General features: G+C 64.4%; 23 protein-coding genes. 2 read left to right on the forward strand and 21 right to left on the reverse strand.

The window, feature by feature from the left end; genetic code table 11:
- Positions 1-494: hypothetical protein (locus MRY84_RS08335; RefSeq protein WP_291505263.1), on the forward strand; the 494-nt coding region annotated here is incomplete at its 5' end.
- Positions 495-653: 159 nt separating this feature from the next.
- On the opposite strand, the gene MRY84_RS08340 is transcribed toward MRY84_RS08335, so the two are convergent.
- The 12 genes from MRY84_RS08340 to MRY84_RS08395 form a co-directional block, all read right to left on the reverse strand.
- Positions 654-1,448: a DNA adenine methylase gene (locus MRY84_RS08340; RefSeq protein WP_291505264.1), complete on the reverse strand. Its 795-nt coding sequence runs from the start codon at positions 1,446-1,448 to the stop codon at positions 654-656.
- Positions 1,449-1,748: 300 nt separating this feature from the next.
- A complete protein-coding gene (locus MRY84_RS08345; protein WP_291505265.1) occupies positions 1,749-2,288 on the reverse strand; it encodes a hypothetical protein in 540 nt (179 codons plus the stop codon).
- A gap of 2 nt (positions 2,289-2,290) precedes the next feature.
- Complete coding sequence (locus tag MRY84_RS08350) at positions 2,291-3,247, reverse strand: hypothetical protein (RefSeq protein ID WP_291505266.1); 957 nt, start codon at positions 3,245-3,247, stop codon at positions 2,291-2,293.
- Between the two features lie 87 nt (positions 3,248-3,334).
- Positions 3,335-3,556: a hypothetical protein gene (locus MRY84_RS08355; protein ID WP_291505267.1), complete on the reverse strand. Its 222-nt coding sequence runs from the start codon at positions 3,554-3,556 to the stop codon at positions 3,335-3,337.
- Between the two features lie 4 nt (positions 3,557-3,560).
- The gene (locus MRY84_RS08360; protein ID WP_291505268.1) at positions 3,561-5,465 is read right to left on the reverse strand and encodes a hypothetical protein; all 1,905 of its coding nucleotides are present in this window, start codon (positions 5,463-5,465) and stop codon (positions 3,561-3,563) included.
- Positions 5,440-5,820, reverse strand: a complete 381-nt coding sequence (locus tag MRY84_RS08365; protein ID WP_291505269.1) for a hypothetical protein — start codon at positions 5,818-5,820, stop codon at positions 5,440-5,442. Before MRY84_RS08365 ends, MRY84_RS08360 begins: the two co-directional genes overlap by 26 nt.
- A complete protein-coding gene (locus tag MRY84_RS08370) occupies positions 5,817-6,647 on the reverse strand; it encodes a discoidin domain-containing protein (RefSeq protein ID WP_291505270.1) in 831 nt (276 codons plus the stop codon). Before MRY84_RS08370 ends, MRY84_RS08365 begins: the two co-directional genes overlap by 4 nt.
- A gap of 4 nt (positions 6,648-6,651) precedes the next feature.
- Entirely contained in the window at positions 6,652-7,842 is a 1,191-nt protein-coding gene (locus MRY84_RS08375) for a hypothetical protein (RefSeq protein WP_291505271.1), read from the reverse strand.
- Positions 7,843-7,872: 30 nt separating this feature from the next.
- On the reverse strand, positions 7,873-9,801 hold the full coding sequence (locus MRY84_RS08380; RefSeq protein ID WP_291505272.1) for a hypothetical protein: 1,929 nt from the start codon (positions 9,799-9,801) through the stop codon (positions 7,873-7,875).
- 13 nt (positions 9,802-9,814) lie between these two features.
- Positions 9,815-11,503: a hypothetical protein gene (locus tag MRY84_RS08385; protein ID WP_291505273.1), complete on the reverse strand. Its 1,689-nt coding sequence runs from the start codon at positions 11,501-11,503 to the stop codon at positions 9,815-9,817.
- 3 nt (positions 11,504-11,506) lie between these two features.
- Positions 11,507-11,917: a hypothetical protein gene (locus MRY84_RS08390; protein WP_291505274.1), complete on the reverse strand. Its 411-nt coding sequence runs from the start codon at positions 11,915-11,917 to the stop codon at positions 11,507-11,509.
- Positions 11,918-11,927: 10 nt separating this feature from the next.
- A complete protein-coding gene (locus tag MRY84_RS08395) occupies positions 11,928-15,884 on the reverse strand; it encodes a tape measure protein (protein ID WP_291505275.1) in 3,957 nt (1,318 codons plus the stop codon).
- On the opposite strand from MRY84_RS08395, the gene MRY84_RS08400 reads away from it, so the two are divergent.
- Positions 15,883-16,077, forward strand: coding sequence for a hypothetical protein (locus tag MRY84_RS08400; protein WP_291505276.1), 195 nt, complete (start codon positions 15,883-15,885; stop codon positions 16,075-16,077). The two genes, MRY84_RS08395 and MRY84_RS08400, sit on opposite strands and share 2 nt — an antisense overlap.
- Positions 16,078-16,081: 4 nt before the next feature.
- Here MRY84_RS08400 and MRY84_RS08405 read toward each other — a convergent pair whose 3' ends face one another.
- The 9 genes from MRY84_RS08405 to MRY84_RS08445 form a co-directional block, all read right to left on the reverse strand.
- Entirely contained in the window at positions 16,082-16,855 is a 774-nt protein-coding gene (locus MRY84_RS08405; RefSeq protein WP_291505277.1) for a hypothetical protein, read from the reverse strand.
- A gap of 61 nt (positions 16,856-16,916) precedes the next feature.
- Entirely contained in the window at positions 16,917-17,378 is a 462-nt protein-coding gene (locus tag MRY84_RS08410; RefSeq protein WP_291505278.1) for a hypothetical protein, read from the reverse strand.
- Positions 17,375-17,710, reverse strand: coding sequence for a hypothetical protein (locus MRY84_RS08415; protein ID WP_291505279.1), 336 nt, complete (start codon positions 17,708-17,710; stop codon positions 17,375-17,377). Before MRY84_RS08415 ends, MRY84_RS08410 begins: the two co-directional genes overlap by 4 nt.
- 8 nt (positions 17,711-17,718) lie before the next feature.
- Complete coding sequence (locus MRY84_RS08420; RefSeq protein WP_291505280.1) at positions 17,719-18,066, reverse strand: hypothetical protein; 348 nt, start codon at positions 18,064-18,066, stop codon at positions 17,719-17,721.
- 2 nt (positions 18,067-18,068) lie between these two features.
- Entirely contained in the window at positions 18,069-19,007 is a 939-nt protein-coding gene (locus tag MRY84_RS08425) for a major capsid protein (protein ID WP_291505281.1), read from the reverse strand.
- 39 nt (positions 19,008-19,046) lie between these two features.
- Positions 19,047-19,418, reverse strand: coding sequence for a DUF2190 family protein (locus tag MRY84_RS08430; protein ID WP_291505282.1), 372 nt, complete (start codon positions 19,416-19,418; stop codon positions 19,047-19,049).
- Between the two features lie 40 nt (positions 19,419-19,458).
- Positions 19,459-20,826 carry a S49 family peptidase gene (locus tag MRY84_RS08435; protein ID WP_291505283.1) on the reverse strand — a complete coding sequence of 456 codons (1,368 nt, stop codon included), beginning with the start codon at positions 20,824-20,826 and terminating at the stop codon, positions 19,459-19,461.
- A complete protein-coding gene (locus MRY84_RS08440) occupies positions 20,823-21,263 on the reverse strand; it encodes a hypothetical protein (protein ID WP_291505284.1) in 441 nt (146 codons plus the stop codon). The genes MRY84_RS08435 and MRY84_RS08440 overlap by 4 nt, the downstream gene beginning before the upstream one ends.
- Positions 21,260-22,885 carry a phage portal protein gene (locus tag MRY84_RS08445; protein WP_291505285.1) on the reverse strand — a complete coding sequence of 542 codons (1,626 nt, stop codon included), beginning with the start codon at positions 22,883-22,885 and terminating at the stop codon, positions 21,260-21,262. The genes MRY84_RS08440 and MRY84_RS08445 overlap by 4 nt, the downstream gene beginning before the upstream one ends.

Consider the following 22,885-nt stretch of genomic DNA (forward strand, 5'->3'; position numbering starts at 1 on the left):
ACAGCCTTGCAGCGATTTTTCAAGCACCCGTGCAAATTTCACACAGCTACGGACAAAGTTCGGTACTAGTGGAAGCACTGGGAAGGAGCATGGCAGAAAATAACATTGCCGAACTATGGAAACATGTCCCAGGACACGAGCGCCAGTACACTCCACTAAGCGAGTATCTTTTCAAACTTGTCCAGCCGCAAATTGACGACATTCTATTTATTGGAAAAAATTATGAATCGGCATTTGATACCTTTGAAATATTGTTTGCACTCTCCGTAGCCGATATAAATCTCCTTAAAGAGCGAAACCCATGGGGACCCATAGGAAGATTTGGCTGGAAACGGCGAACTTCTAGCCCATTTAATACCTTGATAGAGGAAGCGAAGGCTGAGGGGGCCGCGTGGGAACCGCTCAAGGCCGGGCTCTTCGGCGGAAACCAAGCTCGTTTTCAACGTGTGGCTACGGAGTACAGCCGACTCCTTGAAAGGTTGCAATGGTACTAGTGGCTTAACGTCAAAGCGGTCAAATCCGGATGATGCCGCTCACTTAAAGGCAAACTCCGGAAACACTCGCTTGGTTGCGCCATCGTTCATGTGGCACTAGTGACGCTCTAGGCCGGCGTGAAGTCAACGGCTGTTGCCGCCTGTCCGCACGGCGCAGGGCTAGAACAGTTGCGCGGGCTCCGCTTCGCGGTCCCAGCTGTAGATGATCAGTTCCATGCGATTCGCACTGTTTCCGCCGCCTCCTACCTGGTATGTGATCGGTACCGCGTCCATCTGGAGATCCGCGAAGCACTCGCGAATAGCAGGATGATCATTGATGCTAAGCACTGCTTTGCCCTTGATTTCGCGCATGAGACGTGCCATCTCTTCGTACTGACTCCATTCGAAGGGCACGCCATAACCCTCGGTTTCCCAGTAGGGGGGGTCCAAGTAAAACAGCGTATGGGCACGGTCGTAGCGCTTGATGCACTCCTGCCAGTCTAGGCGCTCGATATACGCCCCGTGCAGCCGCATGTGGGCGGCGCTGAGGTCTTCCTCGAGGCGCAGGAGGTTGACGGTGGGCGCCGGGGTAGTGGTGGCCGTACCCCAGGTCTGACCCTGTACGCGACCACCAAAAGCCTGGTGCTGTAGGTAGTAGAACCGCGCAGCCCGCTCAATGTCGGTCAGCGTCTCAGGGCGGGTGATCTGCAGCCACTTAAACACCTCGCGGCTGCTGAGCGCCCATTTGAACTGGCGCACGAACTCCTCGAGGTGCCGCTGCACGACACGGTACAGGTTGACCAGCTCGCCGTTGACGTCGTTGATGACCTCGCACTCGGCAGGCTGGCGCAAAAAGTACAGCGCGGCGCCACCGGCAAAGACCTCCACGTAACAAGAATGCGCCGGGAAGCGCGGGATGATGATGTCGGCCAGGCGTCGTTTGCCGCCGATCCACGGGATGATGGGTGTTGCCATGTTGGGCTCCAGGGTATTGATACACTGCCCCGGCCTGTACAGGTGGGCGGGGCCTTGGCTGGGCTCACTGGCGTGTTCAGTGGTCTTGGTGGCCGTCCGGGTGTTCGTAGCACCCAGGCGGTCGCCTCGTTCTTTTTGTTCAGTCGATACGCGGCGGCGGCGCATCGTCATCGCGGAATGCAGCGGATCGGGAGGCTCGCTCCTCGATCTCCCGCTGCCGCTCGCGCAGTTCGTGCCGCAAGCGCTGTTGTTTGCGGCGGCCGGCTTTGCGGCCTTTGGGAGCCGAGCTTGCCGACACGCTCATTCAGTCAGCGCCCGGTCGTTACCGACGACCCGCTTGAGGGTGCGGATCTCGTCGGCATGCTTTTCAGCCGCGCCTGCGAACTCTTCCGCCTGTCGGTCAGCTTCGTCGTATAGCTCCCCGAGGGTGGCGGCTCGATCTCGACAATCGATGATGGCAGCTGCGACGCTTTGGGCTTCTCCCCCACCACAGGCGGCGGCGAACTCTCGGATTTGGTCGCGCAGGCGCTGACCATCAGCAGCGGCAGCAGCCAGAGCAGCAGCCCGGGCACGTTCTTGTTTTGCATGAGCATCGGCGATCTCCTGTTGATTGCGTGCGTGGATTTCGTTTCGACGGAAGGTCGCGCGGGCATCGTCCAGAGCCACACGCATGCGTTCGGTGTTTTCCTGGGCGCGAGAGGCTTTCTCGACTGACAGCGTGCCGCGCGCCTTCTCGGCATCGAGCCGGGCGTCATAGAGCCTGAATCCGAGATAGGCCGACAGCACCAGCAGGGCCAGCGCAAGGGCCTGGAAGCCGTAGGCTTTGATCTTGTCGATCACGCTCAGACCCCCAGCCATTCGGCATACCGCCAGCGCCTGGGTTCCAGCAGCACCGTGGCACGCACGTGGGCGCGGTTAATGTCGAAGGCGCTGGCGCCGTAGCCTTGCCACTTTGTGCGGCTCTTGTTGCTGTGGTGCTCCACGTGCCCGAACCATTGGTCGGGGTCGCACCCTGCCGTCAGTGCGCACAGCTTGCGCTCTTGCTGTACACCCCCCAGTCCGCCGTTGTAGGCGGCGTCACAGAACGCGAGGCGCACCATGTCGTCCCGCAGACCGAGGCGCTCGAAGCGCGTGTGGCAGTCGCGGAGCTTGACCAGCACGGCCCTTACACCGAGATCTGCGCGGGTGTACACGTTGTCCCAGGTCAGTTCCTGCAGGGCCCGTGGGTCCATGGCAACGGTCTCAGCGAGAGCGTCAAAGCGCAAAGCGCCCGACGCGTCCCAGGCCCGTGTGATCTGCCCCAGGCCGGCGCCCTCCTCTCGGCCGGTCTTCAGCCGAGCCGCGGTGCTCCAGCAAGTGCGGTGCGTTAACGCAATGCAGCTCTCTTTCTCGATCAATGCGCCGATGTAGCTGCGCCTGGGCACGGCCGGCCAGTGCCGCTCGATCTCCTGCACCACCAGCGGCGCAAGGGCCTGCGCTGGCGCCGGCACGGGCTGCGCTCGGGCAAAGCCCACAAAAGCCAGCACGAGCACGCCCGATACGAAGCAAAGGCCGAGGAAAGCGAGCCCAGCGCCCACGGGATGCTCCATCGCTTTCAGCCAGGCTTCGCGCCCGTGTGCGTAGTCAAAAAGCGCCTTGCGCGCGCTGTGCGCCAGCGCCACGCAAAGCGCCGTCCACGACAGCCAGATCAACTTGACCACGGGCTCTCGCCAGCCATCTGGCCCGAAGCTGTTCACTGCGATGACCAGCAGCGGCAGCGCAAGCACTGCCCACCAACGCCAGCGTTTCATGGGGTTCATGATTTCTCCAATCAGGTTTGAACGGACAACAAAAAGCCCGCCTGTGTTGCCACGGGCGGGCGCGGATGGGTTGCGGTGGATGTGGCGTTAGATCTCGATCTCGACCACGGGGAGCGCAGGCGCGGTGCTCTCGATCACGCCGTCGCGCACAAACACGCGCTGGCCTGGCGGGGCCTCGCCGCGCACTTGGGCAATGCCCCCGTCCTGCAGCTCTACCGTGGACAGGCCATCAGCGCTGGCGATCACCTCGCCGATCAACAGCGGCGCGTCCGGGAAGATTTCCTTGAAAAGTGCGACGGGGTTTTTCATAGCATCACTCCGGGTGGGTTTCGACGGACAGCACCTGGCGCAGCATGGGCGATGACCACTCCAGGGACGTAGCCCGCACGTAGCCCAGATGCGTGGTCGAGCCGTCCACGTACCGGATCAGCGCGCCCGGCTTGATGACGCCCGTGGTCTCCAGCACCGGCAAGCGCAGGCTGATATGGGCCTGCACTCCGGTGTTGCCCAGCTCGGCAATGCCGCGCTGCCGGGCCGCCTCCATGTCGGTGATAAGCGGGTGCGTGATGCTGGGGGCCACCAGCGTACCGGCAGTGCCCGCGCGCTTGATGCGCCCCTCAATGCCGTCAGCCACGCCGGACACAAACACGCGGTCGTAGGTGGCCTTGCGCAGCCACTCAATGCCCTCAACACTGACGGACGAGCTGGGCAGCTCAAAGGCCGGCGTCAGTCCGCTCCACTCCCACGGCGCCGCTGGATAGCGCGGCAGCGCGATCACCGTCTGCTCGGTGTCGTGCGGCTGGATGTAGCCGCCCGCTGCCCCGGCGATATCGACAAGGGCGGACATGAAAGAGCCCTGGTGCGTCCAGAGGCCCCCGGGAACCAGCCAGTCGGTCATCTGCCAATCCACGTCCCAACCGAAGGGCACGCCGTTGAGCGTGAGCACCTCACCCATGAGCTGGTGCGCCGTGCGTGCCAAGCTGTTGCCATGGTTCAGGGCCGGGGAATATGGCGCATCCAACAGGGCCGTGATGCCGCGACCCTTGACGTTAATAGTCGTCTTGCCAAACCGCCGCTCGCGGCTGTAGCTCTCGGCCAGTAGGCGGTAGGGCGCACCGTTGATGGTGGCGATCACCTGCACAGGCTCGCCACCCGGGCCGGGTGTGATGAGCGGGAGCGCCCTGCCGTGCAGAGCGGCGCTCCATTGCCACGTCCACGAGTCCACATCCAGGGACATCCCGAACGCTGTTGCAGGGATGGGCTCGCCATCAGCGCGTGCCAAGTTGACGTTGTTGATGGTCATGTACACCCTTCGGACTGGAACGATGACGGTTGCTGGCGGTTGGACCTGACCCGGCCGCTGGCACACAAAGACCAGGCGCCCGTCGCCCTGCCATAGGTCTGTGAACACCAGCCGCCCAACGGTGGCGGGGTCGTAGCAAGGCTCCTCGGGCGGATCAACGGGGTCTGATGTGAACCCTGCCGTCGGACGCCGACCCTCCTGCCAACGGGTGCGCAGCACTTGCCGGATGTGCACACCATCGCTCCAACGTGCCACCGCCGCACGCCGCACGGGCGCGCCTGGCTGCCAGTGCGAAACCACCGACGCGCGCAGGCGCAAGGTTTCTTCCCACGACCCGAGCACTGCGCCACGGCGCTGCACGCCTTCCTGCCACGCGAAGCCCGCCGCAGCGCGCACGCGATGACTCTCTTGCCAGCTGGAGACGACGGCGTTGCGCAGCCGAGTCCCCTCTTGCCAAGCGGATGCAATAGCAGCGCGTAGGCGCTCGCTTTGTTGCCACCGGGTATCAACAGCGGCGGCCATGCGCTGGCCCTGCTGCCAGCTTGCAGCGACAGCGGCGCGCACCGGCTGGCCCACCTGCCAGGCCGCAGCATGCCCTGCTGCGATGGGCCGCGCCTCTTGCCAGCAAGTTTGCACCTCGGCTCGCATGCCGCGGCTGACATTGGCATCCCAAGTAAGCTCGATGGTGCCGTCCAGCCCGGGCAACTCTGCGTCAATGCCGAGACAAGTGCCTGCGCGAAGCGTGAGAGTACCGAGACCGGGGAAATCACCGTCGACCGTAAACACCGCATCCGGTATGACCTCCCCACCGCCCTGCTCGCCGAAGACCAAGCGGCCCGAGCCATCAGCAGGGGTGGTGAAGACAAGCTTGCCGTCAATGTCCACATCGTTACCCCAGCAGAGATGGCGACGCAAGGGTGACCACGCCACCCTCGTAAATGATCATGGTGCCGGTACCAGCCAGCTTGAAGGGGCCTGCGCCCGCCTCATCGGTCACAGCACCGCCAGCGATAGCTACGCCCGCGCCGTTGCACCACTCGGCCCAGGTGGGCGTGCCCGTGGCCCCCACCAGATCATTGGTCGCGGCTGGCATCAGCTGAATCCGCCCTTCGGCCGTAATCGTGCCGCAGGGCTGCGCCAGGGTACGAACGGCCAGCAGCGCCCCCCCCTGCTCGCTGTAAAGCTTGATCGTGGAGGCGCCGCCAACGTTCGCCAGGTCAATACTGGCCTGATTGCGCGCTGCCCGGTGAGCTGTCGAGATGGCAATCATGCTGCCTCCACGGCCCGCACCGGGCCTGCGCCCGTGGCCTTGTGGTTCTGGTTGGGGTCGATGCCCACGGCGATGTAGTCAACACCAAGCTCCAGACCTGTGGCCGTGTAGTAGCCCGCTGCATCGCTCCAGCCTTCCCACGCCTTGTAGCCGTCTGCCAAGCGCAGTAGCCACACACGGCCCATCGCGAACGGCGATTCCGGCGAACTGGGCGTGGCCTTAAACATCACACGGTCGGTGATCTGCCCCGTGGAAGAAGCCCGATGTCGAAAGTCCTGGCGAAGCGTCGACAGACGAGGAACCAAGAGCTGCCCCGAGTAGAGCGTCGCTGCGCGACCCTGTGCGTAGCTTGGTAAAGGAAGCAACAGACCCACGCTGGCCGGGTCCACCGAAGCCACTGAGAACTCAAACTCGGTTCCGGCTGAAATACTCCCCGAAGTTAGCGCGATGCCATAGGCGAAGCTGCTGGTCCATGTCGCGCCGCCATCGTCAGACACAGAAACGCGAATGTCGCTGAGGCTGGTCGGGAGGTAGGCGTTTGAACCTGAGCACCTGATGCGTACTGCGCGCACGTCTACAGCAGCCGGGAACGTGTACCAGAGCCTAGCCGGAAAGTCGTTGAATGCGGTGCTCCAGCTCGTGCCCGTATTCTTGTCGAACGCGTTCGCCGCAAGATATGAACTGCTGAAAATGCTGCTCGCTCCAGCAACACCTCCAACCGAAACATCTACTCCGGCCTCATTAATGAATGCAACCTCGGTGAGTTCAATGAAGGTCCCCCCGTTGGACCGTGCGAACGATAGGCGCCAGGATTGATGCGCAGCCATTGGGCTATCTCCACGGCCCAGAGATGTCGATGAATGCTATCCCTGTGGGGGCAGCAGCTAAGACAGACGAGATTCCCACCGCCATCAGCCGGCGCCCTATCCAGTCACCCGACCCTGGCAGCACGTCTCCCGGCGAGCACAGCGAGAGCATGCCGCTGTGGGGCACGTAGGCGACGCCTGGAACAAGTGCCCGGGGGCCGTCCTGATTGACTGTAGTACGGAGATACAGGCGACTGAGCCTTACTTTCCCGTCCACTGGAGAAGGCGCCGAACCCAAGAGCACATCGGCGCCTGACACGCCAGCTGAAGCGCCAGTGAATGGGCTGGCCGACAGGTAAACGGCAGTGCCTAGACCCGAGAAGCCCCGCGCACAAACGGTGAATCCTCCGCTTGAGGATTCCGGACCACCCGACAGCGCGCCGTTGTTGAAAGTGTTGACGCCCACCGGGCAGGACAGGAAGGTGGACCACGGGTCGCCAGAGGGCGAAAGCGCGAGCCCTTCACCAAACCCGCGCACATTTGAGGACCGGTACGCGCTATTCGAAGCGGTGCCAGGCTCTACAGCCCAAAGCATTGCGCGCGAGTCGGCGACGAGCAGATATCGGACCGCCGCAGCACTCGCAACGTTTGATTTGTGAAACGTACCCCCGCCAGGAATCACGGCTGCGGTCGGGAAAGCACCTGAGCCTGTATTGATGTCTGTCATCGACTCGTACCCGACCAAGCGAGCGGTCATGGTTCCCGTGTCGTCCACACGCAGAGTGAAGCCGCTGGACTGCACGTCGCTGCTCTTGTATGCCGCCAGATTGGCCCCCTGGAATGGCTTCGCCCAACTGCCTACCGGCGCGTATTTCACGGTGATGGCCGTCCCCGTGGTAGCAACACCATCCGGCGCGTTGGTTTCAAACGTGATGGAGTTGTTCGTCCGCGAAAGCACACGGGCCTCGCCATTCAATGCTGCGGGGGTCGTAGCGCCCGCGAACAACACGACGGCATGCTCCTCAAAGTAGGTCCCCTCTGGGAAGATCGCTGTCCCCACGCCGCCGCTGATCGAGACACTGGTCGCGGTCGCGGTGCCCCAACCAGTTAGCAAAAAGGCGTCAAGTGCGCCAATGAAAGTGCCCGCGGTGCCGCTGATCTGCGGCGCACCGCGCATGGTGTTGGTGATCCATTTGACTGGGTAGCTGTATGCCATGAAGTGGCTCCTCTTGGATTCAAAATGGGTTTAGTCGAAGCTGCTGCCAGGATCGCGAGCCACGTCGCCCCGCTGCACCAGCCAAGCGCTGTCATCAATGCCTGCCGGTGAGCCCGGCTGTGTGCAACGCACGCAGTCAATCGGCGCCTCAGCGCCAATCGTGTCAATGAAGAGCACATTGCCGCTGACCCAGCCGGACCCCCAGCCTGCCGACGGAACGGTCATGTACGGGGCACCCGCCGCGATGTGCGTAGGTGAGAAATCCGCGTTGATGGTGCCGCTGGCAATTTGACCAAGGTGCTGGCCGATCAAGTCAAACGTCTGGCCGTCAGAGCGGAAGCGCAGCGCCCAACGCTCGGTGATTGCCCCCCGATTGGTCACGACGACGGGGTGCTGCCCGTTTGCAAAGGTGGCGAGTGCCTCCCCCTTGCTGGGGTCCACGCCGTCATACCAGGTGGTGCCATTCCAGCTCGCCTGGTCATAGACCCGGCTCACGCGTGCGAAGCGGTCTCCAAAGCGCAAGGCGGTGGAGAACACGGCTCCCATCGGGAAGGCGTAGCCCACCGGCTGGGTGAGGCGCACCCTGCCGTCGATGCGCACTTCTGCGATCTGGCGGTACACCTCGGTTCGGCCGAGCACCTTCACGCCCCCGGACGGGTAGCCAGTGAGGTCGGTGAACGTGACGGTTCCCGCGTCGAGGTCTGCGGTGTAGCCCGTGAAAATCTCTGCCTGCGTGGTCGCGTCAATGACCTGGGCGAACGACAAGCGCTCAACGCCCAGGCTGTAGACCTGCCCCACAGTAGGCACGAACGCCACGCCGCCGTGCATTACCCCGATGACGCACAGGTCGCCCGGGCGGGCGTACGCCACGCGCCCGTCAGCCGGCAGTGCGGCAGGATCCAAGCCCATCAAGCTGATGTCGACAGGAAGGTAAATGAAGCTCACGGCCGAGTAGCGCAGCGTGGTCGGGTCCACGGGCCAAGGCCGCCAAATCTTGCCCGCCTGCACCGCCCCCACATCGGCCGCGCTGTACCACCACTCGGCCTTGTCGGCGGCGGTCAGGTCAGAGTCGAGCACGAAGTCCCCGAACTGCAGCTCAACACCGCCCCGGCTGAATTCGACCTTGCCCCGCATGTGCGCGCCGGTGATGTTGCCTTGGTTGTCAACGTTGGCGGTCAGCGTATCGCCGCGCAGGTCCACCACAGAGAGCACAAAGCCGCCAGGGCCTGGGCGCAGCGGCGCCATATCGGTGGCGAAGAACAGCGACGCGGTGCTCCACTGCCCCTTTTGCGTCCACAGGCTCAGCAGCTGGAAGTCCGTGGGGCCAGTGCCGCCCACAACCCAATCGGTCATGGTGGCGATGCCGCTGGCGTAGTCCACCCGCCCGCTTGCAATGCCCGCAGATAGGTCGGTGCGGTCCCGGTAGATGACGCCCTCGAAGTCCGAATAGAGCTGGCCCATCCAGCGAAACAGCACCGAGCCCGGCACGATGGAATCCGTCGTGTACGGCGCCAGGTCAATGGCCATGGGAGGCATCTCCAGCGCCTGGCTGCGTGCGGCCGGCGCGCTGGCGCCCACGCGGTAGCGCGCGACGACGCTGGATGCTGCCAGCATCTCTTCGCCTACCGATGCCGTGCTGTACTCACCGCCCTTACGGGCATTGGTGTTGCTGCTTGCCTCTCCGTCAGTGACGGTGCGCTCGAATTCCTTGGCGTCGTCGTAGTCGCTCTTGTATGCCGAGGTGCTACGGTCGAAAGACACCACCTTGAGCGACACCGTCTTGCCGACGTAGTTGACGCTGCCCATGCCGTTGGCAAGCCCGCCAGCACCATCGTCTGTGACCGTGCGCGATGCAACGATGCGCCCGTCCGCAGTGGTTCCGGTTTCCTCGGAGTCTGTCGCCGAGTTGCCGTTCGTCGTCTTGATCGTGAACGGGCGCTGAACGTATCTGATAGCCATCTATTTACTCCTCTCAATCCGACCGGGGCCAGTTCACAACGCCGCCACCGTTGGACGATGGCTCGTAGTACTCAGGCACGCTGCGGATCGTGTAAGTCACGTCCGTTTTCTTGGTTGCGGTGGTGGTGGTGAGCTTGGCCCCGGCTGTGTTGCTGGTGTTGCGCGCGGTCACCCACGAAACAGCCAGGGTTCCGGCAGCTGGTTGCTGGGCGAGCGTGAGGGTGATGAACCCGCCCGCGTCGGGCGCGCCTGGCGCAAGGTTCTCGGTGACCAGGGCGTCCACCTCGCACTCGATCTGCAGCTCGGCGCCGGCATCGGGCATCAGCGTGGGGCGCAGCAGCACACTGCGGCTGGGGTAGTCCACGACGCCCGTGGCAGCCCCTGCGAGGGCGCCTGTGCCGTTGTCGGTCACGGTGCGCAGCACGCCACCGCTGGGGTACTTCACGTTCAGAGAGCCTGGGATGAGCCGGTCGAACTCGCCTTCGCTCTCGATCATGAAAGCGAACTCCGGGGCGCGCACCTGGGCGCCCTGCGCGCTGCGGTCGGTGTACGCCAGACGGGTGCCGTGGGTCAGCGTGATGTCGCTGCCGATATCGGGCAGGAACTTGAGCGTGTAGTTCACGGCGCCCGTGAGGTAGCTGACCGCGCCGCCGCCAGCGCCTACAAGGCGGCCCGTGCCATCGTCGGTGATCGTGTAGCGGGTACCCATCGACCAGTAGTCGATGAACAGCGTGTTAGGCTCGGGCAGCGGGCGAAGCTGGTCCACGTAGATCTGACCCACGTTCTCTTCGCCGATCTTCACGCGCTTGGTGTGCGGCGTGATGCCGACCTCGACCTTGCGCGGCGCCGTCGCCAACGTGATCAGCTGCCGCGCGCTGGGGCGCTGGTCCACCGTCGCGGACTCGGTGCGGCTGTTGGGCACTATCTGCGTTGTGATGCTGTCAACATTGATCCAGCTATCGGCGATCTCCGTGGCGGCCGTCAAGCGGCCCGCGCCGTAGAACATGCCGGTATCGCTGTAGACGGTCTCACGCAGCGCGGTCTTGGTTGACTGGCGCGCATAAGTGCGCGATGGTGGTGAGCCTGGAAAGTCGTACAGGAGCCCGTCGAATAGCTCGCAGGTGGTTACCTGAGCTTCGAAGTCAACAAGCGCATTCCCCACGATCTCGGTGAAGATCCGGGTTTCGGTCGCGGTGGATTTCACCTTGATGCGCTGGCGCCGCTCGCCCGCCTGGCCTTCGAGGTACACCAGCACATAGGTGCGGCCGATGATGGGCGGCTTCATGCCGGGGCGCTGCAGCAGCGTGACGCTGCGCATGGTGACGAAGTGGTTTTCCAACAAGTAGCCCGACCACTCGGTACCGGGCGACATGCCCGCCTCGATGCGCCGGGCGATATCGGCGCGCGTGGCGAACGGGTCTTTAAGCGAGAGCAGCGTCACGCTCACGTTCGGGTCTGCGGGTGGCTGCGCCAAGATGACGTTGGAGCCCAACAGTGCGGCCCGGTCCGTGTTGCGCAGCAGGCCGAAGATCTGATAGATCTCCACGCGGCCCACAGTGCGAGTCTCTTCGGAGATGTCCGGGAAAATCTCGTTCGAACGGCCCGATGTGAGCAACTGGGCCGAGGGCGGCCCGCCGCCTTCGGGCACGTCAGCCATGTTGGCCGAGCGCGCGAGGCGTATATCGCCAGCGAGTAGTGGCATGGGTTACTTCTCCAGAAAATTCAGCTCAAGGCTGCAGTAGTAGTCATCAGGCTCGGGGTCGCTGTAATCGATCACGGGCTCGACTTGCTTGATGGCGTTGCTCTCTTCGGCGGTGCCGTGGTCGAAGATGACGGTGCGCGCCACGCCGTTGTGAGTCAGCGTGAACTGCTGCTCTGGCAATGCGGCCCAGGCGTACAGCGTTTCGAGACCGGACCGCTCAAACCATGCGTAGTCCACGCCGCCCGCCAGCGTGATCAGTCGGCCGCCGACGCGGGGCGTTACGTCGATGAGCAACGCGCCCGTGAGGCTGCGCTCCGTGGCCTGCGATACGGCCGACCAGCGGAATTCGTTGACCCACAGGAGGTCTTCCGGCAGCTCCAGGATGGTGGAGTCTTTTGTGAGGGTGATTGCCATGTGTGTTTGCCTATCGCCCAGAGACGCCGTTGCTGTCAGCAAGCGCGTTCATGAACTTTTCCAGTGCGGCCCGGCCCGTGGGATCGGTGTTCACCACGCCCAGGTTTTGACCGTTGAAATGGAGGTGCACTGGCACGCCGCTGCTGCGCGGTGCGCCACCGCCTTGGCTGCGACGGTCCTCCGTGCGCGCCTCGTCGCGACCAGCTCGGCGGCCCTTGCGTCCATCGGTTCCGGTGCGCGTTTCACCGTCGTCAGGGCTGTCGGCTTTGCGCAGGGTTGCATCCAACTCGCGCTCCACACGCTCCAGCTCGGCGGCGATGTTGCGTTGCTCCAGCAAGCTCTGCTTGCTGCGCATGTTTCCGTAGTTCTTTTGGTAGGCCTGCAGCTGCAGGCGAAGCTCCCACGCCTTGCGTGCCAGCGGGCTGTTCAGGGCTTCTTCACCGTACCGGGCAACGATCTGCTGGTTGATGTCGGTGTCGTTCACGGACGCGTAGCGAATGTCACGCGTATTGCCAACCAGGTCTTTGCCGTTGCCGACCGTGTATTTGTCCTCGTCGCCGTCCAGGCGGTTGCGGTCATGGATGGCCTGCAGTGCTTTGGCATTGGCTGCCGCCTGCGCCGCAGCGCCCGCCATATCGCGGTAGCCACCGGCTGCACCACCCGCCGCACGGCCAACACGGTGCGTAGCCTCCTCTGCATCGCGCATCGAGCGCACGATGGTGCGGCCGCTCTGGTCCACCTCTACTTTGAGCCCTGCTGCGGCTGCCTGTGCCGCGATGTTCGCGTCCACGATGCCCCGGTTCGCTTCTACCGCGCGCTGGATCATTGCGAGAGCGGCAAGCTCTTTGCGGCGCTGCCAGGCGATGTAAGACTCCCCTTCTTGCGCGCCGGCCTGGGCGATCACTGCGTACGCTTCCCGCGCTTCGCTGGCGGTGCGCTGCAGGCTGGCAGTTGACTCCAGGCCCAGGCGCTTCATGGCCTCGGCCACGCTGGTAATGCCCGGGGTGGCCTGATCGAGCGCGACCTTCAGTTCTTCGGCCTTCTGCTTCGCCTGGTCCAAGAGGCCATCGGCAACCTTGTCGCCCAGCGCCCTGCGCACCTGCTCAATACGCGCGCGAACTTCGTCCAGGGCCTTCTGGCTGTCTGCGGTGTTGATCGCCTGCGAGAAGCTGGCGGCGAGGACGCGCCCGGCATCCACGCCTTGGGCCTTTAGGCGATCAAGGCCACCAATGACGACATCGAGGTCGTTCAACGCGCTGCGCGACGCCGCGCCGATGTTGCCCTGCAGCTGAGTGAACTCCAGCCCTGTGCGCTTGACCGCCTCGCGCAGCACGTTGTCCATCATGGCGGACACACGCTCGGATTCGCGGCCTGCCGCAGCGAGGGCGCCCTTGATGCGCTCCTCCAGGTCTTTCAGCACCTGCTCAGATGCGCCGTTGGCAATGGCCTGCTGGAGCTGGTCCTGCAGCTTCTTCGCGTCCTGCGCTGCCGCAGCGAAGGCGTTCCGCGCGAGCACTTCGAACGTGGCAAGGTCTTGCCCGTCCAGCGCCTTCGCCCATGCGGCCTGGAACTCGGTGGCAGTGAGCTTTCCGTCCGCAAGCAGCTTGTCGAGCACGGCGGATGCGGTGCGGATGCCTGGAGAGTTCGAGAGGTCGAAGTCCTTGCCGATCTTGCCCACTGCGTCAGCGGCTGAATCGCCAGAGGTACGGAGCTTGTCGAACTCTGCAATCAGGCCCACGCTCTCTTTGGTCAGATCGGCGGCGCGGTTGCGCGCTTCCAAAAGTTTGTCGTTCTGCAGCTGGAGGGCCAAGGCCTGGGCCTTGCGTGCCTCGGTATCGCGGGCTACTGCCGCTGTGGCCGCACGCTGTTGATCCTCATACCGCTTGAGGGTCTTGCCCGCCTCGGTGAACCCCATGGCCCACTCGAAGACAGATGTGGCGCCGCGCTTGATCTCTCCATTGAAAAGCACCACCGTGGCGATCAAGCCCACCGGCCCGCCGAGCAACGCAGTCACACCGCGAACCGCACCGCCCAGCACACCGAACGCCGCAGACTTGGCGCCTACTGCCGCTGTGTTGGCAACAGCAGCGGCCGTGGCTGCGGTCGTGGCCTTAGTGGCCTGCCCGGTGAACGTGGCGATGGAGGCCCAGGAAGCGGCATTGGCCGTGCGCGCTGCGGTGGATGCGTTTGTTGCCGCGATATTGGCCGCCTGCGCAGCGGTGTTGGCGGCGTGTGCGGCGGCGTTGCCGGCCTGCGCGGTGGTGTTTGCAGCGACGGCGAGCGTGTTCTTCTCGACTGCTGCCGTGGCCGAGAGGGTCTTGAGCGCCCAGGCGCCAAAGTCTGCAGCCAGTCCGGCGATCTTCATGGCCGCCCACAGCTTGCCGGCGGTGCTGAGCGTGGACACCAGCGTGTCCAGATTGGCCGCCAGGGCGTTGATCACCTTGGCCGCGTTGGCGCTGCTGACGAGGCCGTTGTCGGATTGACCCACATACAGGGTCCATTGCGTGGTGAGGTTCTGCAGCGCGCGGCCCACGGTGGGGGGGAGTTTGGAGAACTCGTTCGCCACCACATCGGCTTGGCCGCGAAGGGCCCTCATCACGATCTCGGCAGTCAAGGCGCCCTGCCCTGCCAAGTTGCGCAGCTCTCCGGTCGTGACACCCAGGCCGTTCGCCAGCGCCTGTGCCAGACGGGGCGCCTGTTCCATGACGGAGTTGAACTCCTCGCCACGCAGCACGCCCGATTGCAGGCCTTGAATGAGCTGGGTGATCGCAGCCTTGGCGGAGTCGGCCGACCCCCCGGATAGCTGGATGGCTTGGTTGATCGTCTCAGTGAGGCGCAGCGCGTTGTCTTGCGCGACCTGGGCTGATTGGCCCGCTTCCTTACCGGCCTTGGTCAGCCGGGCAAACAGCGTGCCGGTTTCATCGAGCGCGCTGTTGGTGCGCAGCGCCACCTGCGTGACGCCGTCAAACGCCGCCTGGAACAGCGGCCCTTCGCCCGTCGCAAGTTTCACGCGGGCTTCGAGGTTGCGGAATTCGTCGGCGGTCTCTGCCACCGACTTGGCAAGGCCGCCCACGTAGCTGCCGCCCAGCGCCACCGTTGCCACCTGCTGGATGCGCGCCAGCTGCGTGCTGATGGAGGTCATGCCCTCGCGTAGCGACCTCTGGTTTTGGGCCTGGACCTGGGTGGACTGTGTGGATGCAGAGGCGGCTTGCTGGTAGGCAGGTGCCAGGGCGGCCACTTCCTGCCGCACCTGCGCGACAGCGCTGCGCAGCCCAGCCTCGGCCTGCACCAGGTTGCTGGCGCTAATGCCGACCGCCTGCATGATCTCGCGCGTCTCGGAGAGCGCGCGGCGCTTGTTGCCCAGCTCGGTGCTCAGGCGCACCGAGGAGCCGATAGCCAGGTCGTATTCCTTGCGCAGTGCCGCTTCGGCGTTCTGCGCGCGCTTCGTCTCTTGTTCCGTTGCGCGCAAGGCTGTCTGCTGCGCCCGCACCTCGGCCGTTGCGGCTTTGATGCCCTCTTTCAGCCCGTTGACCGTCGCCCGGTATTCCTCCGACCGGCGAGCTGATCCCTGCGTTTCTTCGCGTACCGCGCGCAGCGCATCGCGCTTGCTCTGCAGGGTGACACGGGCTTGCTCCAGCGCGGCGGCAGCGGCGCGCTCAGCGGCGCTGAGCTGCTGGGTATTGGTCGTCGCCTGCGGCAGTTCGTTGCCGAGGCGGTCCACTTGGGCCGTGGCCTTGGTGAGCGCGGCTTCCAGATCGGCTGTTTCGCGCTTCAGCGCACCGAAGGCCTCGACGGCACGTTGCTTGGACGCCAGCGCTTCCAGCGATTGCGCGGCCGCCAGTGCGCCTTGTTGTAGATCGCCCTCTAGCACGTCGGCGACCCCGCGCAGCGTCTTGGCAAGCGCGTCGGCATCGGGCGCGCCCTTGACGGCGGCTTCGATGTCGTATTTGATCTTGGGACCGGCCATGTTGGAGGATCAGATGAAGGGTTTGGTGTGGTGCATTGCCCTGGCGGGCGCGGGCATTCCGCTGGCCCTGCTGGGCCTGCTGGTGGATTCGGAGCGCCTGATGGCGCTTGGTGGCGGGGCCATCGCCACCGTGGTGGTGGGATGGCCCGTGCTGGTGCTGATGGGTGCCGTACAGACGTCTGGACGGCGTTGACCGATCAGGCCTCGACGTTCGGCATGCGGATGGTGTAAGGCTCGGTCTTGCCTTCAGGAACGTTCAGTTCGCCTTCCAGCTCGATGCCGTTGAAATCATCGGCCAGCCAGTCAAAGCCCTTGTTGGACATGAAGACCGCTTCGTAGGCTTCGACTTCCACGTATTGGCCGTCCACCTGGTTTTCACCTTCAAACAGCACCTGAGCGCGAATTTGCGCTCGGGTGCCGCCACGGACGAGCAGCCCGTTGTAGGCCAAGAAGGTTCCCGTGATGTCCAGCTCCGCATCTGCATCGATGGCCCCTGCACTCAACACCTTGATGCGGCCGTTGGCGTAATCCACGACGTAGTCGGTGTCCTTCTCAAACGCGGTACCACCTGCAGCTGGTGCAACGGCAAAGCCTGTTTCAACGATGTTGCGCTTGCCGATGCTGACCCACTTGTCGAGCTTGGCCACTACGGTTACGTCGGTCAGCGTGCCGGCCCCTTGGGCTTCCTGTGAAAGCGTGCCCTGGTATTGCATTGCCAAAGCCGCAGCGGAAAGCCCAGACAACGTGATGGCGATCTTGGTGGGTTTGGCGATTGCCGCAGAAGCAATGTTCTGGCCGTAGCGACTACGGCTTTTGGACGTCTTCCGCTTCAGTTCGGCATCGGGCGTGATCTCAAACTTGTCGGCTTCAAGCAGGTCGCCGAGGCCCACATATTTTTGAGCGACGAAATCGTAAAGATTCAAGCGTACGCCGCCCGAGCCGAGAATCGCTTTTGCGAGTTCGTTTGCCATGTTCAACTCCTAGAAAAAGAATGGCCCGCATCTGCGGGCCGTTGATTGCGGGTATGTCGGACTAAAGGGGGTCGCGGTAGTCGAGCGTGAAGAGACCCAGCACGAGGCTGCCCCCCACATCGATGTTTTCCAAGCGGTAGCGAACTTCGCCCTCCCGGATGCCCGACTTGGCGATTTCGATCCCGGCCTGGGTGATGGCCGGCATCGAGAGGCTGCGCAGGACACGCTTCACAGCTCGATAGTCCCGATGCGCTGCGCGCCTTGCCTCCACGCTGCGGCTGATGACCCCAATTGAAAAACCATAGGTGCGGTACTGCCGTTGCGAAGGCTGTTCGAGCAGCTTGTCGGTCTGGTCCTCAAAGAAGATGATTCGCTCGCCTTCCGACAGATCGCTTGCGCGAGCTGGGTTGTCGAGGATCTTGGCGCCAGTCAGATCGGCTGCGCTCTTCAACGCGTCAATGACTGCGGCGCCAGCCAGGAATGGGACGCCCTCTGGCAGGGTGTCAGGCTTGAGGGCACTCATGCCGACACGCTGCCCAGCAGCGCCTCCATCTCCGCGCCATCATTCACGCGCTGGGGGTTGTCCAGCACGCGAAACCGGGCACCGGCTGCGACGTTCTGCCCCGGGATCGCATGCACCGCCACCAGCACATCATCGGCGCGCACGTCCTGCGTTGAGGGCATGCGCACCATGCGGGATGCGGCGATGGCGCGGCCATCCAGGGCTTCTTCGTCGAGCACGCCGAAGATCGCCAGCACCTCCACATCAGCGACCAGGGGCCGCTGGCGCGTGAAGGTGGTGGCGAAGTCGGAGCCGTAGAACACGGCGGCCATGTCTTCTTCGAGATCCAGCATGGCGGTAATCAGCCTTGCGTAGAGTCGTTGCCTTGTGCGCTGTCGGCGGCCTTCTGCTCAGCGGCCTTGCGCTCCATCTCGGCCATCTCGGCTTGGTGGCGCTCGGATTCAGCCTTCTTTGCCGCTTCCGCTTCCTCCTGGGCCTTGCGCTCGGCTTCGGCTTTCTCGGCCGCCTTGCGTTCGGCCTCGGCCTTTTCGGCTGCCTTGCGAGCGGCCGCGGACTCCTCCGTGCGAGGCTGGTCGACAGCGCCGTGCGGCAGCGCGTCGGCCTCGGCCTTGGTCAGGTCGATAGAGGCGCCCACGGCATAGCGCTTCCCATCGTGCTTGATGGGGGTGAGTGCTGTGTACCGTGCCATGATCAGGCCGCCGCGTTCTTGAACAGGAAGCCCGCCGTCGCGCCAGGCAGCACAGGCTGATAGGCGTCGGTCACCGGATAAATCCAGCTGTTGGCGTTACGATCTTCGTAGCCTTCTTCCACCATTGGGCGGCCTTCCAGCTGGTAGGTGTACCCGTAGCTTGGGGAACCCATCTCCTGCATGCTGGCCGGGGTGGTGTACGCCAGAATCGCGTCCTTGCCCCAAACGTCCTGAAACTGGTTGCCATCGTGGTAAACCGCTTCGCCTTCGACAATCTGCTGCAGCTCGAACAGGGCTTGCAGCTGCTGGATGGTCGCAGGCGGGCGGTCCGTGGCGGTACTGAGGCGGTCGAGCACCTTGGGGTGGGTACGCACTGCCGTCAGCACCTTGGGGCCAAGCGTGAGCACATTGGGCTTTTCACCGGTCTTGGACCGGATCACTTCCTTCGCGTCCATGATGTCGGTGAAGGGGTCGCTGCTGGCGTGGCTCCATTGGCTGGTGCCGCTCAGGGTCTCCTTGTTGGAAGAGGCGTAGCGCGCATCGTCGCGCGCCAGGTCAGCCGCCATTTTTTCTCGTTCCAACGCCATGGTGTTCTGCACACGGCGCACAGCGCCGCTCGACACGTCAATGCCGGGGCCGTTGCTGGCCTCTTCCTGGATTTCGTTGGGTGCAACACCTTCAAGACGGTGGTCCACGAGCGCATAAGGGTCGCTGGCGTAGCCGAACTGCACACGCTTGGTATTGGCACCAGGCGCGCGAGCGGTGTTCACCAGTTTGAAGTCGTCGGGACCAAAGCTGATGATGCGACCACCGCGCAGGCCGACCGGGATGATGGGAAACAGAACATTGGCAACAGCAGCTTTCGGGCTGCGGTAGCCGCGCGCAATGGCGGTGAGAATGGGGTCAATGACGCGTGCCTGACCGGGGGTTGCTTGTGGCATGTAAATGCTCCTGAAGTTGAGAGGTGGGGGATGCGCCGATCAGGACGCTGCCGACACGAGGCCGGCGCTGGGCACCAGCAGCACCTCGATGAAGGCGCCTTCGCCGGCTGCGGGTTCCATGGCCCGCGCGACGGGCGACTTGCTGCCCACCGTGAGTGGCACCGCACGGCCCGTTGCGTCCACCATCAAGGCGGCGTCCTTCGTGACGGCTGCGCCGGTTTCCACGATGGCGGTGCCCAGCACATCGGTGGGCACCAAGTCGCCTGCGGCGGCTGCGCTGGTGCGGGTTACGCCGAAGGCCGCGCCACCAGCGGCGGGGTAGGAGCCAGCCTGCGTGATGAAGCGGCACGGGTTCAGGGCGCCCGCCGCTGCCACGGTCAGCGTTAGGAGAGAGAGATTTCCAGAAGACATTGCGTTCTCCAAGAGTTGAGGGTTTTGGAGCGGTTACGCGTCAGGACGCGAAGCCGAGTTCCTTGAGGGCGGCCACCAGGTCGATGCCCTTGGTCTTGGCATGAGCCTGGGCTTCGGCGACCTGTTGCTCCTTGGTCTTTGCGCCTTGGTCGGGCGGCGTAGCGCTGGGCTTGGCAGCGGGCGGTGCATCGGCTGCGTGCGCATTGGCTGCGGCAGCGCGCTGCTGCTTTTCAGCGGCGAGCACGGCCATGCTGGCGTCGGCGGCCGTGGTCTTGCCGTCGAATGCCAGGGTGGCAAGCAGCTTCTCGTGGCCTGGCAGGCCTTCACCCACGGCCAAAACGGCCTGGATGCGTTCGCGCTCTTGCGTGGCGCCGAGGGCGGTGAATTCGCCGCGCAGCTGGGCGAAGAGTGGCGCGTGGTCCTGCTCGAAAGACGCACGCGTGATGGGGGTCTTGTTGTCAGCTTCAGGCATGACAGGTTCCTTTTCACGGGGTGGGTGGTTGTCTTTGGGCGCAGCACCGGCGCTTGGGGACGGGAAGGCCGCCACAGCAAAAACCGCCTTGCGGCGGTTTGCGTACTGGGCGGGGTCGGTGGCCATGCTTTCCACCAATGCGTCGAGGGTGAGAACACCGTCCACCAACCCCGCATCAATGGCCTGCTGGCCTCGGAACACACGGCCATCGGCCATACGCTCCAGAACTTTTTCGGACGTGGTGCCACGGAAGGCGGCGACCTGATCCACAAACAGTGAGTAGACGTAGTCCACATCGGCCTGGACGATTGCGCGGGCCTCGTCGCTGAGTGGCTCGTTGGATCTGGACAGGCGCTTGTAGCGGCCCGCGACGATGCTTTCCTCGCGCGTGCTGGCAGCTGGGTTGTAGCTGCGGTCCACGACGATGCCGATGCTGCCGGCCTGCACCACTGGGCCGCTGAGGTACACCGCGTTGGCCGCGCTGCCGATCCAATAGGCGGCGCTGCCTAGGGTGCCATCGCTGTGCGTGATGATGGGCTTGATCGTCGCCATCTCGCGCACGGCCGCTGCCATCTCTGGCGTGCCGATGACGTTACCTCCAGGGCTGTCGATGGCTAACACGATGGAGCGGACCCGCTGGTCAGCCAGCGCGCTCTCCAGCTGCTTGGTCGCCATCTGCGTGCTCAACCCGCCGCTGACTTGCATGAAGAGGTTGGCCTTCGGCGCGATCACGCCCGACATGCGCAGCACCGCCACGCCCCCAGGCTCTACCGTGTAGGCCTGCTGTTCGTTGGCAAGCGGGCGGCCTAGGCGGGCCTCCAGCGCCGCGATATCGATCTTCTCGCCACGCAAGTGGGTGGCGTAGATGGCCTGGATCTCGCGCAGTTTGTCGGGCTCGATGGCCCACACGCCGGTGATCAGTTCAAGGAGGGTCATGGCTTTGGGCCTTCAGGCTGCTTGGGGGTCGGAGCGGACCGCCCGCCGACCACGAACTCAAGGATTGCGAGGCGGTTTTCGTGGCGGTTGTCTGCCGCCTGCAGGGCGCGCAGCTCGCCGAAGGCCCAGCCGACCAGGCCCAGTGACGACATGGCAGCAATGCCGACCAGCTTCCACGTCCAGCTGTGCACCCTCACGTCCGTGGTGATGTGGTCGATGGAGGAGCCGTGCTCGTCCGACAGCTGGAACAGGCGCTTCTGCCCCACATCGAGCGCGGCAAGGCGTTCTTGGTAGACGGCAAGGTTGCCGCTCAGGGTGCTCTGCTGGGTGCTGATGCCCAGGATCAGCCCCTCGATCTTGGAGTGATTGGCAATGAGGGTATCGACGCGATCAGCCAGGATCGCCACCTGTTCTGCAGAAATGGTCTTCTCCGTCATGCCGCGTCCTCGGTGGTGTCGGGCTCAGCGGGCTCTTTTGCGGGCGCGGCTGCCCCCGCCTTCGGCGTTGGCTGCATGCCGTCCTTCTTAAGCCGCTCGTGCTCCATGAGCTTCTGCGTGTAGGTGTCGTTCCAGTCGCTGCCGAACAGCTCCCACTCCGCACGCTCGCGGGTGAGCAGGCGGCCCTCGATGGCGGCCACATACGCGGCTACTTCGTCCTTGGGGTTGATGCTGCCCATGCTGTCGCCGGGCCATGCGGCGCGGGTGTAGGCCCAGCGCAGGATGGGGTCGGCGAAAAAGCCGAGGGCGGGCACGCGGCCGATGGCTACTGCCTCGGCCATCCAGGTCTCGAATACGGGCTGGCAGAAGCTCTGCGACAGCCAGTAGCGCACGCTGCGGAAGTAAACCCATGCATCCAGCAGGGCGGCCTTGCTTGCCGAATAGCTGGCGTTGAACTGCTTGACCAGCAGCTCGTAGGGCAGGCCCAAGGCGATGCCCATCTGCTTGATCACGGCGTCGATGAACGGGCCGAAGTTGGGGTTGGGTCGGCCGGGATTGACGAAGTGCGGCTTTTCGCCGGGCGCCAGTCCCACCACGCTGCCCATGCCCAGCCCCACGTCCTGCTGCTGCGCCACGGCGGGCTGGCCGTCGAAGACGGGGGCAGCATTGCCCGTGGGCGTCTCGATGAATACCGTGAGGTAGGCCGTGATGACTGCGGCCATGATCTCGGCTTCGGTGTAGCGCGAGATCTGCTTGATGCAGTCGATGATGGGCGCGAGGTACGGCAGGCCGCGCGGCATGCCGGGGCGCAGCTTGCGGAAGTGGTGCAACATGCGGCGGCGACCGCTGCTGCCCAGACGTTCCACCCATTGCCCCGCGAAGATGCTGCTGCCCGCTGCGGGCAGGAAGCTGCCGGGATGCTGGTTGTAAACGTGGTACGCCACAGGCGCGCCGCTGGGCGCCAGCTTCACGCCGCCCGCAATGGTGGCTGTGTCGAGCTGGCCCAGGGGGTTGCCCACGCGGTCGGCCTCCAGCACTTGCAGGCGCAGAGCATAGGGCTGGTTAGCAGTGCGGGCGCCATCCGGCAGCAAGGTGAAGCAATCGCCGCTCTCCAGCGTGGAGCGCAGGACCAGGGCCTGCAACTGGTAGAAGTTGAGCTGCTGCTCGATGTCGCAATCGGTGCTGTCGGCCCAAAGGCTGAATTCGCGCTGCACCAGGGCCTTCCACTCGATGGCCTGCTCGGGCGTCCAGCCCAGGGCCTGCAAGGCGGGTTGACAGCTGAGTGCCAAGCCGGTGCCCACCACGCGATCGACATTGGTGTTGATGGCGCCTACTGCAATGGGGGAGGTACGGGCCAGCTCGCGCGATTGGGCGCGCTGTGTGGGCAACTTGCGCAGGGTGTCGCTGCGTGCGTCGCGGGCCACGGCGTTCCAGAACCGTCGCACGATGCCGGGCGCATTGCCACCGCCTGTGCTGTCGTCTGATGCCTGTACAGGCGTGGGGGTCGGTACGGGGTCTGGCAGAGCCGACACTGCCGCGAGCTGCACGCGGGCCTGCACGCGCTTGACCGCCCAGGCTGGCGCTACCGCTGCGATGGCGCGGTCGATGGGATTGGTGCGCAT

Source organism: Acidovorax sp., from assembly GCF_022763525.1.
GTDB lineage: Bacteria > Pseudomonadota > Gammaproteobacteria > Burkholderiales > Burkholderiaceae_C > Acidovorax.

Bases quoted from the DNA above. Each gene is read 5' to 3' on its own strand.
- MRY84_RS08405 (WP_291505277.1), bottom strand. From the start codon at position 16,855: ATGGCAAACGAACTCGCAAAAGCGATTCTCGGCTCGGGCGGCGTACGC.
- MRY84_RS08425 (WP_291505281.1), bottom strand. From the start codon at position 19,007: ATGCCACAAGCAACCCCCGGTCAGGCACGCGTCATTGACCCCATTCTC.
- MRY84_RS08340 (WP_291505264.1), bottom strand. From the start codon at position 1,448: ATGGCAACACCCATCATCCCGTGGATCGGCGGCAAACGACGCCTGGCC.
- MRY84_RS08350 (WP_291505266.1), bottom strand. From the start codon at position 3,247: ATGAACCCCATGAAACGCTGGCGTTGGTGGGCAGTGCTTGCGCTGCCG.
- MRY84_RS08370 (WP_291505270.1), bottom strand. From the start codon at position 6,647: ATGGCTGCGCATCAATCCTGGCGCCTATCGTTCGCACGGTCCAACGGG.
- MRY84_RS08385 (WP_291505273.1), bottom strand. From the start codon at position 11,503: ATGCCACTACTCGCTGGCGATATACGCCTCGCGCGCTCGGCCAACATG.
- MRY84_RS08415 (WP_291505279.1), bottom strand. From the start codon at position 17,710: ATGCTGGATCTCGAAGAAGACATGGCCGCCGTGTTCTACGGCTCCGAC.
- MRY84_RS08355 (WP_291505267.1), bottom strand. From the start codon at position 3,556: ATGAAAAACCCCGTCGCACTTTTCAAGGAAATCTTCCCGGACGCGCCG.
- MRY84_RS08365 (WP_291505269.1), bottom strand. From the start codon at position 5,820: ATGATTGCCATCTCGACAGCTCACCGGGCAGCGCGCAATCAGGCCAGT.
- MRY84_RS08410 (WP_291505278.1), bottom strand. From the start codon at position 17,378: ATGAGTGCCCTCAAGCCTGACACCCTGCCAGAGGGCGTCCCATTCCTG.
- MRY84_RS08445 (WP_291505285.1), bottom strand. From the start codon at position 22,885: ATGCGCACCAATCCCATCGACCGCGCCATCGCAGCGGTAGCGCCAGCC.
- MRY84_RS08440 (WP_291505284.1), bottom strand. From the start codon at position 21,263: ATGACGGAGAAGACCATTTCTGCAGAACAGGTGGCGATCCTGGCTGAT.
- MRY84_RS08380 (WP_291505272.1), bottom strand. From the start codon at position 9,801: ATGGCTATCAGATACGTTCAGCGCCCGTTCACGATCAAGACGACGAAC.
- MRY84_RS08400 (WP_291505276.1), top strand. From the start codon at position 15,883: ATGTTGGAGGATCAGATGAAGGGTTTGGTGTGGTGCATTGCCCTGGCG.
- MRY84_RS08430 (WP_291505282.1), bottom strand. From the start codon at position 19,418: ATGTCTTCTGGAAATCTCTCTCTCCTAACGCTGACCGTGGCAGCGGCG.
- MRY84_RS08395 (WP_291505275.1), bottom strand. From the start codon at position 15,884: ATGGCCGGTCCCAAGATCAAATACGACATCGAAGCCGCCGTCAAGGGC.
- MRY84_RS08390 (WP_291505274.1), bottom strand. From the start codon at position 11,917: ATGGCAATCACCCTCACAAAAGACTCCACCATCCTGGAGCTGCCGGAA.
- MRY84_RS08420 (WP_291505280.1), bottom strand. From the start codon at position 18,066: ATGGCACGGTACACAGCACTCACCCCCATCAAGCACGATGGGAAGCGC.
- MRY84_RS08435 (WP_291505283.1), bottom strand. From the start codon at position 20,826: ATGACCCTCCTTGAACTGATCACCGGCGTGTGGGCCATCGAGCCCGAC.
- MRY84_RS08375 (WP_291505271.1), bottom strand. From the start codon at position 7,842: ATGGCATACAGCTACCCAGTCAAATGGATCACCAACACCATGCGCGGT.